This is a genomic window from Streptomyces sp. NBC_01433, from assembly GCF_026340105.1.
Taxonomy (GTDB): domain Bacteria; phylum Actinomycetota; class Actinomycetes; order Streptomycetales; family Streptomycetaceae; genus Streptomyces.
The window spans coordinates 1,829,604-1,843,433 of record NZ_JAPEPM010000001.1 but is presented as its reverse complement, the minus strand read 5'-3'; the positions used below and the strand labels follow the sequence as shown (position 1 = coordinate 1,843,433).

Here is a 13,830-nt window from a genome sequence, read left to right as displayed (position 1 = left end):
GAGTTCGACAGGTCCGCGATACGGCTGGTCGACGCGGTCGGAGGGTGGAGTCAGACCCAGGTGGCGGGCCGCGGGCACGGCGCCGACGCCTTGGCCGCGGCCTACGCGGGCATGGCCGACAGCTTTCTCCAGCTATCGGCCAAGTGCATCATGAGCATCGAAGGGGTCATCGTCGGCCTGACCGTGACGGCCAACAACTACCAGCGGGCGGACTGGGCCTCGAGGGAGGCCAACCGCCGGCATCGCGGTGAGGAACCCCCGTACAGGAGCCCACCGGTCAGCGTGGGCAGGACCACGTACAGGTCGGTCTCGTCGATCAAGTGGACGGGTACGGGCGACGACTCCGGCCCGATTCTCGCGTGGGCCGGGAACGGCCCGGACTGGCTTGCCGGACAGATCGACGAGGTCGTCGAACACGTCCTCAGACTCGGCAAGACCGTGGAGATCACCCCCGGCGCCGACACGGGGGAGCTGCGGGCCATCGGTGACGCATGGCTCGCGGCCTCGAAGGCGGCGAAGACGTCCGCCACCAACTTCACCTCGTGCATCGCCTATCTCACCGACGGCGGCAACAGCGAGTGGCAGGGGGCGATGAACTCCTTCTGCCAGTCGATCTGGGGCACGACGGCCTGGGGCGGCAGCCGGGGGATCTCCGACGCGAAACCGGCAGCAGGTGGTGCCGCGGACGCCCGCGAGTGGCGGACCAATCCGTCCGAGTCGCCGGCCAACCGGCGGCCCATCATCGAGGTTCTCGCGCGAACCGGCGAAACGCTGCACCGGGCCTTCCACGACGCGGCGGACGCGGCGGACAAGTGCCGGGAGACCACCTCGCGGCTCGCGACGGAGGCCGCGAACGCCACGGTCAAGGACCTGACGGTCGACCTCGACTTCGGTGAGCTGACCAGGCTCGGCGCCACCCTGGCGTTCGGGGAGATCACCGCCACCTTCGCCAAGCACATGGACAAGGCGGGCGCGGACGCGGCGGTGGAGGCATGTCATGCCGCCTTCCACGAGGCGGCGCGGGCGGTGAAGGAACTCGGACCCGAACTGGTGGAGGCCTCGTGGAGCGCCCCGACGTTCGCGGCGGAAGAGGCACGCGCCCGCGCGTTCGGTGCGCGCGCTCGACGAGTTCGCACCGCGCCATCGCTGGTCCCGACCGGGCCACGCGGACCTCGCCACCTACGAGATCGATCTGGCGTCGACCGAGTGGCTGGACAACTCGCACACGGTCACCAAGCACGTCGGCCTGACGGACGAACAGCTCGCCCAGCGTCTGCGGGACGACCTGAAGAAGGGGCCCCGGCCGGGAACCGAATGGGAACACGGACAGCCCAAAATCGCGAGAGCGTCCGCCTTCAAGGACATCGATTCGGCGCAACGGATGACCCAGTACACCATCGACGCGAGGCAGGACATCATCAATCGTTGGATCGAGCAGCAGCCTATGAGGCCCTGGCGCTTTTCCAGAACGATGAAGACGCGATGGATCGATTTTTTTCCCAGGTGTTCGGTGGGGGCTCCGGTAGCGTCGATTTCACCGAATTCTTCCCCCTGCTCGCCCGATCGATCATCGACCATCTCGCCACCGCGCATCCCCCCGTGTGGCCGAAAGGGGATTGACGCACACCATGCGAACCCGCAGCGCGACGTACACCGACCGTGCGACCGCCCAGTGGGCCACCCAGCAGGTCGTGACCGCCAGCGAACAGGCCATTCACCACTGGCTGGCCCAGTCCACAGGGCAGCGCCTCACCGTCGAGGCGGCGTGGCCCTCCCGCCCCGACCCGGTCGGGCGGGTGCTGCTGCAGGCGATGATGCTGGCCGGGCGCTCCGCCGTCGACGTGCGCGCCGCACGCGTCGTCCTCAGGCGCGACCCCATGCGGTCCCACGGATTCGTCGTCCACTCCACCGCCCCGATCTACCTCTAGAGGCATCCGTGTCCCTCAAGCCGCTCGAACACGACCGCAAATACGGCGAGTTGGACCAGGTCGTCCGCGCCTGCCTGGGGCGTACCGCCGATGACGAGGAGGCCATCACCGGCTATCTGCGCCACACCTGGCGCACGCGCCCCTGGTCCATCGCCACCGCCGAGTTCCAGCTCCGCGAGTACGCCCGGAATCCTCCGGGCCGGCTGCGGCTGCGCCTGGGCGAGTTCTACCCCGTGCCTGATGTCGGGCTGCCGGACGAGCGGATCCAGGCATGGCTGCTGATGCTCGCGGACCGCCTCAAGGAGAGCGTCGAGACCGGCCAGGCCCCGCCGCCCGCACCGCCGCAGACCCGCTGGGAGTGGCGCGCCCGTTTTCCGGAGCTCGCACAGTTGCTGGGGGGCTGGTACTCGCAGGACATGCCGGACGAGTTCGAGGACCACGAGGCCGCTTTCCAGGACTATCTGGACAGCACCGATCCGGGACCGGTGGCCCAGCTCGCCGGCGAGCTCCGTGACCTGCTCGCGCTCCCCGTGGAGGAGCCCGACTACGTCACCGGACTGGCCGAACTCGGCCTGGAGGTCGAGCCGCCCGCCCCGCTCAGCACGGTCGGGTGGCTCGTCGAACTCGCCCGCGCGGTCGACCGGCACTGACCCCGCGGACCACGAAAGGCGATCCGGCGCAGGGCGTCCACGCCCTCGCCCTCGCCCACGCGTGTCGCGGCGTCCGAGCCGGGGTTTTCCCTTGCCCGCCTCACCCGTTGAGGAACTCCGCACACCGGTACGGGCCCAGCGTGGCTCCTTCGGAGGGGCGCAGGGTTACCTCGACGTCGTCGGTCCTGACCTTCGGGTCGATTACGGACTGGGCGCGGGCCAGGGTGCACACCAGTTGGCCCGTGCCCTGGTCGCGGCCCGTCGCCGTGTAGGCGCCGTCGATGCGCACCGTGACGCGGGTGCCCGTTCCGGTGGCCCGGTAGCCGCCGAGCTGGACGAGCGAGGTGAGGCCGTCGCGCTGTTCGGCGGGTGGGGGGCCCTGGGCGAGGTACTTGATCACCGTGTTGAGGTCCTCGACCTTCACGTCGATCAGGGGCACCCCGCGCAGCCCGGCGGCGGAGGCGTAGTACAGGCGGATGCCGCGCGTCAGCCCGGACGCGGGCTCGCCCGCGCCTATCACTCCGGTCGGCTGGACGCCGCAGCCCATGAGGGCGACCCCCAGCGCGGCGGCCACCGCCCCCTGTCGGACCCTCACTCCGAGCGCTCCGAGCACTCCGGGCTCCCCTCGGTACGTCGCAGCGGCAGCCGCAGCGTGAACACCGCCCCGCCCTCCGGGCCGGCGGCCACGTCGATCGTGCCGCCGTGCAGCCGGGCGTTCTCCAGTGCGATCGCCGTGCCGAGGCCGCTGCCCTGGCCGCTGTCGTCGGCCGCGCCACGCGTGCGGGCCGCGTCAGCCTTGTAGAAGCGGTCGAAGACCCGCTCGCGAGCCTCCGGCGGCAGCCCCGGACCGTGGTCGGCGACCTCCAGCGTCACCCACTCCCCGTCCGCCGCGAGGGCCGTCCCGAGGGTCACGTTGACCGGCGGGGCGCCGTGCCGCAGCGCGTTGCCCACCAGGTTTGCGACGATCACGTCGATGCGGCGCCGGTCGACCACCGCCCGTACGCCCTCGGGGAGGCGCGTCCGTACCCGGTCCGTCCAGCCGCGCAGCGCCAGCGACGCGCGTACGGTGTCGGCGAGGTCCGTCCCGGCCGCGTTCAGCCGTACCGCCTTCGCGTCGAAGCGGGAGATCTCCATCAGGTCCTCGACCAGCCGGGACAGCCGGGCCGTCTCCGCGCCGACGGTACGGGCCGCCCGCGCCGCGTCCGGCGGCAGCTGGTCGGCGTCCTCGTCCAGGACGGTCGCCACCATCGTCATCGCCGCGAGGGGCGTGCGCAGTTCGTGCGACACGTCCGCGACGAAGCGGCGCGCCTTCGCCTCCTGCTCGCGCAGTTCCGCGTCGGAGTGCTGGAGCGCGTCGGCGGTCTCGTTGAACGTCCTCGCCAGTTCGGCCAGTTCGTCGTGGCCGGAGACGGCGACCCGGCTGCCGAGGTCTCCGGAGGCGAGTTCACGGGTCGCGCGGCCCAGCTTCCGTACCGGACGGAGGACCGTTCTCGCGGCCAGCAGCGCCAGGACGGCGGCCAGCAGCACCACCGGCACGATGCCGTCCCGTACGGAGTCGAGCAGGGCGGCCGTGTCGTCGCGTTCGGCCCGCAGATCGGCGATCGCGAAGACCTCCAGGCCGGAGGCGCTGAGGTCGCCGTCGGCGAACGTGACGGGCGTGCCGACGACCAGGTAGGGCTCGCCCCGCCACACCACCCGCTGGAACTCGGCGTCGTCGCCGGTCATGACGGCGGTGCGCAGTTCGGCGGTGATCCGGCCCTCCGTCCCGGCGAGCGAGTCGGAGACCGCGACGAGGTCCTGGTAGTGGGCGACCACGGTCTTCCCGCCGATGCCCTCCGACACCTGCGCCGTGAACCGGGACAGCGACCGCTGGTCGGGTGGTACGTCGAAGTCGGCGGCCACCGTGCCGACCCGCTCCCGGAAGTCGTTCACGGTCGCGTTCTGGGCGCGCTGGAGAACGGCGGTGCGGGCTTCCCGGTAGGCGAGGGCGGTCGCGGTCACCGCGCTGATCAGGGCGACGACGACGAACGCGACGACGAGCCTGCTGCGCAGCCCGACGAGGAGCCGCAGGGAGCGCCGCTTCGATGCGGCGCCGTACGTGCCTCCCGTGTCCTTCCGGGTCACAGCGGCCCGAAGCGGTAGCCGAAGCCTCGCACCGTCTGTACGTAGCGCGGCTTCGCCGGTACGTCCTCCAGCTTGGCCCGCAGCCGGCCGACTGCCGCGTCCACCAGCCGGGAGTCGCCCAGGAAGCTGTGGTCCCAGACGGATTCGAGGAGCTGCTCGCGGCTGAGGACCCGGCCGGGGCAGGCCGACAGCTCCAGCAGCAGCCGCAGTTCGGTGGGCGGCAGCGGGACCGGTGTGCCGTTCTTGGTGACGGTCAGCCCGGCTCGGTCGATGCGCAGGCCCCCGAGGTCGGGCGGGCCGCCCGCCTGCCCGGGGGAGGACCCGGAGGGCGACGGGTCCGCGCGCCGCAGCGCGGCCCGGATGCGGGCCTCCAGTACGGGCGCGGTGACCGGTTTGACGACGTAGTCGTCGGCGCCCGCCTCCAGGCCCGTCACGATGTCCGAGTCGTCGCCGCGCGCGGTCAGCATGATGACCGGCAGGGTCGCGGAGCGGGCGCGGATGCGGCGGCAGACCTCGAAGCCGTCCATGCCGGGCAGCATCAGGTCCAGTACGGCCAGTTCGACCCGCGCTCCCCGCTCCCCGGCGAGCAGGGCGAGGGCCTGTTCGCCGGTGGCGGCGGTGTCCACGCCGTACCCGTGCCGGCGCAGCACGAGCTCCATCCCGTCCCGTACGGACGCGTCGTCCTCGATGAGCAGTACATGCGGCATGGGGCCGATTATGGGCATGCCGGGACCGTGTCCGCCCGCTCCGTACGGGATGGATCCGCAGGTCGGGGGCATTGTTACGTTCCCATCATGTGGCCATGGACGGGTCATCATCCACGGCGGCGAACGTGAAGCGCATGAGCTTCCTCAGGACGAATCCCCGCGCCACCGCCCGGCTCCGCGCCACCGCCCGGCTTCGCGTGGCCACCCTCGTGGCCGTGCCCGTGCTCGCCCTCTCCGTCGCCTGCGGCGGCGGTGACAGCGGCGGCGGTGCGAAGAAGGACGACGCGATCGCCGACGTACCGGACGCCCCGGCCGGGAGCACCGCGAAGAGCGGGAGCACGCCGAGCACCGAGCCCGCGGCCAAGAGCGCCTTCTACGACGCCCAGATGACGTACGTCCAGTGCATGCGTGCCAAGGGCGGCTACAAGGACTTCCCCGACCCCAGGCTCAGCGGGTACCTCGACTGGGCGAAGATCAACGAGATCGCCTCCCGGCCCGGCAGCAACGACGCCTTCAAGGGTGGCAAGAACCGCGCCTGCGTCCCCGAGCTGCTGGCCGCGTCGGACGCCGCGCCCAAGGTCGACCAGCAGAAGGCCTACGAGTCGATGCTCGCGCACGCCCAGTGCATGCGGGACAACGGCGTCTCCAGGTTCACCAACCCGACGATGTCCGGCGGCCAGGCGATCCCCGGCGGCGACCCGACCCCGGGGTCCCCGTCCATCGACCAGGAGTCGCCGTCGTACAAGCAGGCCCGCAAGGCGTGCGAGTCGAAGCTGCTCGAAGGTCTGGACGGCATGCAGTGAAGCGCCGCACCGCCTTCCTGGCGCTGGGCGCGGTGACCGTCGCCGCCGCCGTCATTGGGGGAGTCCTGTTCCTCGGCGGCGGCGGCGACGCGGGCGCCTCCGGCAGGGGCGGCGATCTGCCGCCCGCCACCACGGCCGTCGTGCGCACCGACCTCGTGCGGTCCAGGACGGTCGACGGCAGGCTCGACTTCGCGCAGCGCCGCGTCGTCAAGTCCGCCGTCGAGGGCACCGTCACGGTGGCCGCTTCCGAAGGGAGGACGCTGACCAGGGGACAGGCACTGTACGAACTGAACGACAAGCCCGTCACGCTCCTCTACGGGCCGGTCCCGATGTTCCGCGACATGAAGGTGGGCGACCGGGGCAGCGACGTACTCCAACTGGAGCGCAATCTGCGTGACTTGGGGTACGGGGTCGGGCTGTACGTCGATGTCCGGTACGAGGAGGACACCGCGGCCGCCGTCAAGCGGTGGCAGAAGTCCCTGAACCGTGACAGCACCGGCAGGGTCGGCAAGGGCGATGTCGTCTTCCAGCCCGGCCAGGTCAAGGTGGCCGCCGTCGACGCCGCGCTCGCCGACTCGGTCGGCCCCGGTGACCCGGTCCTGACGATCGCCTCCACCAAGCCCGTCGTCAGGGCGGAGCTGGAGCAGACCGACGGCGCGCTCACATCGAGCGGCACCAAGGTCGAGGTCACCCTGCCGAGCGGGAGGACCGCGCCCGGCCGGGTCGCCGGGACGGTGCGCCCGGAGGAGCCCGCCGCCGGGGGCGGTGCGGCCGCCCAGGAGGGCATCACCGTCGAGGTCGTCCTGAACGGCGGGGCGGGTGCCGCGTCCGGCGAGGACGCCAAGGCGCCATTGAGCGTGAAGTTCGTCAGCGAGGCGCGCAGGGGAGTCCTCGCCGTCCCCGTCGAGGCGGTCGTCGCCCTGCGCGGCGAGAGGGGCGGCTACGGCCTCCAGGTCGTCCGGGGCGCCACCTCGACGATGGTGCGGGTGGAGACGGGGATGACCGCCGACGGGCTGATCGAGGTCAGTGGTCCGGACCTGCGTGAGGGCATGAAGGTCGGAGTGGCGAAGTCATGACGCTCCCATCGGACGCGGTGATCGAACTGCGGGATGTCATCAAGTCCTACCCCGGCGGCGTCCACGCCCTGCGCGGAGTGGACCTCACCGTCGAAGCGGGCGAACTGCTCGCCGTCGTCGGCCCGTCCGGCTCCGGCAAGTCCACGATGCTCAACGTCATGGGCACCCTGGACAGGCCCACCACGGGCACCGTGCGGGTCGCCGGGTACGACGTCTCCAAACTCTCCGACTCCCGGCTCTCCGCGCTGCGCGCCCGCCACATCGGCTTCGTGTTCCAGCACTTCCACCTGGCGGCGGGGCGCGACGCGGTGGACAACGTCGCCGACGGGCTGCTGTACGCGGGCGTCCCGCCGAAGGAACGGCGCGCGCGTGCGCGGGACGCGCTGGCCAAGGTACGACTGGACCACCGCCGCTCGCACACGCCGGGCGAGCTCTCCGGCGGCGAGAGGCAACGCGTGGCCATCGCCCGCGCCCTGGTGGGAGACCCCCGGTTGTTGCTGGCGGACGAACCGACCGGGGCGCTGGACACCGTGTCCGGCGAGATCGTCATGGAGCTGCTGCGTGAGCTGAACGCGTCCGGCACCACCATCTGTGTGATCACCCACGACAGCGGGATCGCGGACTCGCTGCCGCGCCGGGTCCGGTTCAAGGACGGCGAGATCGTCGCGGACTCGCGTTCCGGCGAGCGCGCAGTCCCGGATTCCGGCGAGCGTTCCGGTGTGCGTCCCGGTGTGCGTCCCGTCCCGGGTTCCGGCGTGCGCGCCGTCCCGCGTCCCGTCTCCCGTACGGAAGAGGCCGGTTCATGAGGAACGACCTCAAGCCCTCACGTCTCTCCCTCCGCGACATCTTCCGTGTCGGTGCGGTCGGCCTCCGTGCACGCCGGGCGCGCGTGGTGCTCTCGGCGCTCGGCATCGCCATCGGTATCGCGACCATGGTCGCGGTCGTCGGCCTGTCCGAGTCGAGCCGCGCGGACCTGATGGCCCAGCTCGACCGGCTCGGTACCAACCTCCTCACCGCGGAGGCGGGTGAGGACGAGACGGGGAAGCCGGTCAAGCTCCCCAAGAACGCGGTCGCGATGGTCGAGCGGGTCGGCCCGGTGCGGCACGCCACGGCCACCGCCGACGTCGACGCCCGTATCCGCCGCAGCGATGTGGTCCCCGAGGAGCGCACCGCCGGTGTCATCACCCAGGCGGTCCGCACCGACCTGCTGTCCACGCTCGGCGGCGAGGTCGGCAGGGGCGTCTGGCTGAACCCGGCCGGCGAACGTCTCCCGACGACGGTCCTCGGCGCGGTGGCGGCGGAACGCCTCGGCATCACCCGCCCCGGCGGGACGATCATGATGAACGACACGCGCGTGGTCGTCGTCGGCATCCTCGAACCGATCGAACTGGTCCCCACCCTGGACCGGGTGGCCATGGTCGGATTCCCCGCCGCCGAGCGCTACTTCGGCTTCGACGGCCACCCCACCACCATCTTCGAGCGCTCCACGGACGCTTCGGTGGAGGACGTGCGGGCGGTCCTGGCCCGCACCATCAGCCCCGGCCGCGAGTCGGGTGTCAAGGTCTCCCGCCCCTCGGACGCGCTGGCCGCCAGGGCCGCCACGGACGAGGGCCTGACGACCCTGATGCTCGGTCTGGGCGCGGTGGCCCTCCTGGTCGGCGGTGTGGGCGTCGCCAACACCATGGTCATCTCCGTCCTGGAACGCCGCCGGGAGATCGGCCTGCGCCGTTCGCTGGGCGCGACCCGCAACGCGATCCGGCTCCAGTTCCTCACCGAGTCGCTGCTGCTGTCGGCGCTGGGCGGGGCGACGGGCGCACTGCTGGGCGCGGCGGCGACGTACGGCTTCGCGCAGGTCCAGGGGTGGACGGCGGTGGTGCCGCCCTGGTCCCTGGCGGGCGGCCTGGCCGCCACCCTGCTGATCGGCGTGGTCGCGGGCCTCTACCCGGCGATCCGCGCCTCCCGTCTCCACCCGACGGTGGCTCTGAACGCGACGTGAGGCGGGGGCGTACGGGGGCGTGCGGTGGTGCTTGTGAGGTGGCGGAGCTCGTGCCGGTCATACCTCCGCGTGCTTCGCGCGCGGGCCGGTGGCCGATGCCAGGCGTCGCGCGTCGTGTTCCGGCCGGATCGCGGCGACCGCGAACGCCCCGGCGACGACCATGACGACGGCGGTGACGAGGAACGCGGCCCGGTATCCCGCCGCCTGGGTGGCCGACGCGTCGATGAGGTGGCCGGTGAGCGACGGCGCGATGAGGCCGGGGAGGGTGCCGGTCGCGGCGACGATGCCGAACACCGCTCCGCGCTGGGCGGTGGGGACCACCTCGGCCGTGGTCATGTAGTGCAGGGGGATCGCGACGGCGGTGCAGCCGAAGGCCACGCCGATCAGCAGGAGGCGGGGGCCCGGCGCGTCGACGAAGGGGAAGGAGGCCATCGCCGTCCCCGCGACGCATACGGCGGTGCCCTGGAGGGCACCGCTCGACCAGCGGCTCGTCAGGCCGCGAGCCTTGAGGGCGTCGATGAGCCGGGAGACGGTGAGCAGCAGGACCAGGCTGAAGCCGGAGACCGCACTGATGGTGGTCGCGGCGGACTCGGCCGTCATGCCGAGCTGGGTACGCAGGTAGGCGGGCAGCCACGCGTGGCTGAGGGACAGGGCCCAGGAGGCGCCGAAGGCGCTGGACACGCTCCCCAGCACCGTGCCGGTGAGCAGAAGCCTGCGGTAGGGCAGCCGGACGGCGGTCGGCGGTGCGGCGGTCTCCGGGAGGGGCCGGCGGGTGTCGTCGTACGGGCCGTCGTGCCCGACCCGCCACCAGATCACGCTCCAGACCACGCTGGTCACGGCGAGCGCGGCGAACGCCGAACGCCAGCCGAAACCGGTGATGAGCCAGGTGAGCACCGGTGCGGCGATGAGCGTGCCCAGTGCCGCGCCGCCGATCTGCAGCGCCGACGGCAGCCCGCGCCGCTCGGGCGGGAACCACTTGTACAGGGCGTGCATGGACATGGAGGCGGCCGGGCCCTCGGCGGCCCCCAGCAGGAGACGGCCGGCGACGAGGGTCGGGACCGTGGCCACGACCAGGACCGGGAGCTGGGCCACCGCCCACAGCATCGCCATGGCGAACAGGAGCGTCCGGCTGGTGATGCGCGAGGAGAAGAAGCCGACGATCAGGCCGGAGAGGCTGAAGAGGAGGAAGAAGGAACTGGAGATCAGCCCGTAGGCGCTGTTGCTGATGTGCAGTTCGTCCATGATCGGGACGGCGGCGAGGCCCAGGACGGACTTGTCGGCGAAGTTGACGACCATGAAGGCCACGATCATGGCCGTGACCAGCCAGGCGCGGCGACGGTCGGGGGCGGGGGGCACCGCTGCCGTGCTGACGTCGGCGGGCGCGGGGGGCCGGTGCGGGGATTGAGGCTGGGGTGCCAAGGGTGACTCCTGCGGATTCGGGGAAGAGCCGGGGGTCGGGTCTGGGGGCGGCGGTCGTGCCGGGGCGGGCGATGCGACCGGGGCGGGTGGTACGGGTGATACGGCCGGGGCGGGCTGCGTCTCGCCACCCGCCCCGGCCGCGCCCACCGACGCGGCCGGGAGCGGTCGGCGCCGCCTCATGTGCCTCGGTCGGGGGGCAGTCGGGCCGGTCGTACAGGCTCCCGGTCAGACGAGGGACTTGGCGATCGCGTTCTTGTGGATCTCGCTGGTGCCGGTGACCACCCGGAACATGCGCAGCGTGCGGAAGATCTGCTCGACCTCGTGGCCGCGCGTGAGCCCCGCCTTGCCGTGGATCTGTACCGCCTGGTCGGCGACGCGGAAGCAGGATTCGGCGGTGAGCAGCTTGCACATGTTGGCTTCGACGCCGATGTTCGCGCCCTGGTCGGCGCGGGCGGCCGTGGCCATGACCGTGGAGCGGGCCGCGTAGATGTCGGTGGCCATGTCGGCGAGCTTGTGCTGGATGGCCTGGAGGGCGAGCAGCGGCTGACCGAAGGCGATGCGGCTCTTGGAGTACGCGACGGACAGGTCCCAGGCGCGCCGGGCCGCGCCGATGAGCGAGGGACAGTGGAGGAGGCGGTTGAGGGTGATGCGGCCGATGCCGATGCGCAGGCCCTGGCCCACCTCGCCCAGCAGGTTCGCGGCGGGGACGCGGCAGCCGTCGAAGTCGAGGTCGCCCTCCATCTGCTGCCCGGACATGGGTACTTCGCCGTCCAGGACCCGGCAGCCGGGGCTGTCGAGGTCGACGAGGAACGCGCTGTACGTCTCCGTGTCATCGGCCGACGCCATGCGGGCGACGACGATGGCGAAGTCGGCGAACGGCGCGGCCGAACTGAACACCTTGCGGCCGGTCAGGATGTACGAGTCGCCGTCCGGGGTGGCGGTGGTGGTCATGCGGCGTACGTCCGAGCCCGCGTCCTCCTCCGTGATGGAGAAGCAGCAGGCGCGTTCGCCCCGGATGACGGGCAGCAGATAGCGCTCCAGCTGGTAGTCGGTCGCGTACCGCACGACGGAGCCCGCGCGCAGCGGTCCGCCCATGTCGCCGAGGACCGAGTGCGACAGCGCGGCGCCCGATGCGGTCAACTCCTCCTTGAGTGCGCAGAGTTCCCACAGGCTCAGGCCCTGTCCGCCCAGCTCCGGCGGCAGGCTGATTCCGTAGAAGCCGAGTTCGCGGCTGCGCTTCCAGACGTGTTCGAGGGTCGGCCGGTCCAGTTTGCTCTCGGCGGTGAGCCCGCGCTCGCGCTCGTACGGGATGAGTTCCTCGTGGAGGTAGCGGCGCAGGTCCACGACCAGGCCCTGGAGGCGCGGATGGTCGTCGTAGGAGGGTTCGAGGGTGAAGGGCACGGTGCGGGTTCCTGTTCGGAGGGTTCGGGAGCGCGGCGCGGCGCTCCGAAAGACGAAGAGCGAAGGCGGAAGGCGGAAGGCGGAAGGCGAAAATCGGAGGCGGAGGTGTCTCTGGCGGGCCTCAGTGGACGCGGCGCTCGGTGCCCGCCCAGTAGGGGTCGCGAAGGGCGCGGCGGTCGATCTTGCCGTTGGGGTTGTGCGGGAGCGCGGCGACGAGGTCGACCGAGCGGGGCTTCTTCATCCGGGCCAGGTGCCGGGCGCAGAACTCGATGAGCTCGGACGCGTCGAGCGCGGCGCCCGCGCGCGGGACGACGACGGCCTTGACCGCCTCGCCCCACCGCTCGTCCGGGACTCCGATGACGGCCGCCTCGTACACGTCCCGGTGCTGGTGCAGTACGGACTCGACCTCGACGGCGTAGATGTTGAATCCGCCGGAGATGATCATGTCCTTCTTGCGGTCGACGATGAAGACATAGCCGTCCGCACGGCGGCGGGCGAGGTCTCCGGTGAGGAACCAGCCGTCGCGAAAGGTCTCGGCGGTGAGGGCCGGTTCGTTGAGGTAGCCGGGTACGACGTCCGGGCCGCGTACGGCGATCTCGCCGATCTCCCCGTCGGGCACCGGCGCCCCGTTGTCGTCGACGACCGCGACCTCGGCCTCGGCCCGCGGCCGGCCGCAGGACAGCAGCAGCTCCTCGTCGAGCCCCTCGATGGCGCGCCGATGGTCTTCGGTCGACAGGAACAGCACGCCCGAGGTGGTCTCCCCGCAGCCGTACCCCTGGGACAGCACCGGCCCGAACAGCTCCCATGCCTCACGGATGCGCCGAGGTGACATGGGCGCCGCACCGTAGATCAGTTGGCGCAGGCTGGATACGTCGTGGGCGCGGGCGTCCGGGAGTGCCAGGATCGTGTTGATCATGGTCGGCACGACGAACGCGTGTGTCGCGCGCTCCCGTTGGACGGTGGCGAGGAAGTCCTCGGCATCCCAGCGGGGCAGCACGATCGCGCATCCGCCGGCGAAGAGGATCCCCAGCAGGGGCATGCCCGAGGCGTGGGTCACGGGCCCGGCCAGGATCTGCCTGTCGCCCGGCCCGACGCGGGTGTCCGGGCCCATCACCATCTTGCGCATCACCGCGGCGCGGTTGCCGTACGTCTGGATCGCGGCCTTGAGCCTGCCCGTCGAGCCGGAGGTGAAGTGCAGGACGGCCGGGTCCTCGTCCGCGCAGTCGACGTCGACGGGTTCGGGGACGGCGGCGGCGAGGACATCGGCGTAGCCGGGACCGGAATCGCCCGGACCGTCGTAGCCGATCACCGTCGTCACCTCGCTGCCGGGCACCGCGCGCTGTGCCGCTGCCAGGTGGGCGGCGTCGGCGAGGAGGACGCGTGCCCCCGACTCGCGCAGCAGATGGGCCACTTCCCGCTCGCCGAGCCGGGCGTTGACCGGGGCGCGGACCATCCCCGCCTTGTAGAGGGCCACTTCCGTGACGACGAGTTCCGCGCGGTTGGCCGCCAGGGTCGCCACGCAGTCGCCCTTGCGCAGCCCCAGGCCACGCAGTGCGGTGGCGAGCCGGTCGCTGTCCTCGTCGAGGGCCGCGTACGTGAGCCGCGTCGGTCCGCAGACCACGGCTTCGGCGTCGGGTTGATGGCTGGTTGTCCTGCGTACGTATCGTCCGAGGTTCATGGCGACTCCAGGCACAGTTACTGAACACTCTGTTCAGAAACAATCTCT

General features: G+C 71.8%; 12 protein-coding genes and 1 pseudogene. 7 read left to right on the top strand and 6 right to left on the bottom strand.

Annotated features, from left to right (window positions below; translation table 11 throughout):
• Nucleotides 1-1,111: 1,111 nt before the first annotated feature.
• From OG413_RS47085 to OG413_RS08245, 3 genes and pseudogenes are all read left to right on the top strand, one after another.
• Nucleotides 1,112-1,405 (top strand): annotated as a pseudogene (locus OG413_RS47085) (RNase A-like domain-containing protein); the annotation flags it as partial.
• Nucleotides 1,406-1,628: 223 nt separating this feature from the next.
• Nucleotides 1,629-1,928: an RNase A-like domain-containing protein gene (locus tag OG413_RS08250; protein ID WP_266803904.1), complete on the top strand. Its 300-nt coding sequence runs from the start codon at nt 1,629-1,631 to the stop codon at nt 1,926-1,928.
• Between the two features lie 8 nt (nt 1,929-1,936).
• The gene (locus tag OG413_RS08245; RefSeq protein WP_266803902.1) at nt 1,937-2,578 is read left to right on the top strand and encodes a contact-dependent growth inhibition system immunity protein; all 642 of its coding nucleotides are present in this window, start codon (nt 1,937-1,939) and stop codon (nt 2,576-2,578) included.
• A 100-nt stretch (nt 2,579-2,678) separates the two neighbouring features.
• Here the strand turns inward: OG413_RS08245 and OG413_RS08240 are convergent, their stop codons facing one another.
• From OG413_RS08240 to OG413_RS08230, 3 genes are read right to left on the bottom strand one after another with little or no spacing between them, the layout of a single operon-like run.
• A complete protein-coding gene (locus OG413_RS08240) occupies nt 2,679-3,173 on the bottom strand; it encodes a hypothetical protein (RefSeq protein ID WP_266803900.1) in 495 nt (164 codons plus the stop codon).
• Nucleotides 3,170-4,702, bottom strand: coding sequence for a HAMP domain-containing sensor histidine kinase (locus tag OG413_RS08235; RefSeq protein WP_266803898.1), 1,533 nt, complete (start codon nt 4,700-4,702; stop codon nt 3,170-3,172). The genes OG413_RS08240 and OG413_RS08235 overlap by 4 nt, the downstream gene beginning before the upstream one ends.
• Nucleotides 4,699-5,409 carry a response regulator transcription factor gene (locus OG413_RS08230; RefSeq protein WP_266803897.1) on the bottom strand — a complete coding sequence of 237 codons (711 nt, stop codon included), beginning with the start codon at nt 5,407-5,409 and terminating at the stop codon, nt 4,699-4,701. Before OG413_RS08230 ends, OG413_RS08235 begins: the two co-directional genes overlap by 4 nt.
• 134 nt (nt 5,410-5,543) lie before the next feature.
• On the opposite strand from OG413_RS08230, the gene OG413_RS08225 reads away from it, so the two are divergent.
• Genes OG413_RS08225 through OG413_RS08210 form a run of 4 tightly spaced genes read left to right on the top strand, consistent with a single transcriptional unit; the run spans nt 5,544 to nt 9,284 of the window.
• Nucleotides 5,544-6,212, top strand: a complete 669-nt coding sequence (locus OG413_RS08225) for a hypothetical protein (protein ID WP_266809990.1) — start codon at nt 5,544-5,546, stop codon at nt 6,210-6,212.
• Nucleotides 6,209-7,288 (top strand): peptidoglycan-binding domain-containing protein, encoded by a 1,080-nt coding sequence (locus tag OG413_RS08220; protein WP_266803896.1) that lies wholly within the window; start codon nt 6,209-6,211, stop codon nt 7,286-7,288. Before OG413_RS08225 ends, OG413_RS08220 begins: the two co-directional genes overlap by 4 nt.
• Entirely contained in the window at nt 7,285-8,094 is an 810-nt protein-coding gene (locus tag OG413_RS08215) for an ABC transporter ATP-binding protein (RefSeq protein ID WP_266803895.1), read from the top strand. Before OG413_RS08220 ends, OG413_RS08215 begins: the two co-directional genes overlap by 4 nt.
• Nucleotides 8,091-9,284, top strand: a complete 1,194-nt coding sequence (locus tag OG413_RS08210; RefSeq protein WP_266803894.1) for an ABC transporter permease — start codon at nt 8,091-8,093, stop codon at nt 9,282-9,284. The genes OG413_RS08215 and OG413_RS08210 overlap by 4 nt, the downstream gene beginning before the upstream one ends.
• A 57-nt stretch (nt 9,285-9,341) precedes the next feature.
• On the opposite strand, the gene OG413_RS08205 is transcribed toward OG413_RS08210, so the two are convergent.
• The 3 genes from OG413_RS08205 to OG413_RS08195 all read right to left on the bottom strand — a co-directional run bounded on the left by OG413_RS08205 (nt 9,342) and on the right by OG413_RS08195 (nt 13,782).
• On the bottom strand, nt 9,342-10,640 hold the full coding sequence (locus tag OG413_RS08205; RefSeq protein WP_266809988.1) for an MFS transporter: 1,299 nt from the start codon (nt 10,638-10,640) through the stop codon (nt 9,342-9,344).
• 288 nt (nt 10,641-10,928) lie between these two features.
• Complete coding sequence (locus tag OG413_RS08200) at nt 10,929-12,104, bottom strand: acyl-CoA dehydrogenase family protein (protein WP_266803892.1); 1,176 nt, start codon at nt 12,102-12,104, stop codon at nt 10,929-10,931.
• A 121-nt stretch (nt 12,105-12,225) separates the two neighbouring features.
• The gene (locus OG413_RS08195) at nt 12,226-13,782 is read right to left on the bottom strand and encodes a long-chain fatty acid--CoA ligase (protein ID WP_266803890.1); all 1,557 of its coding nucleotides are present in this window, start codon (nt 13,780-13,782) and stop codon (nt 12,226-12,228) included.
• Between the last annotated feature and the right edge of the window lie 48 nt (nt 13,783-13,830).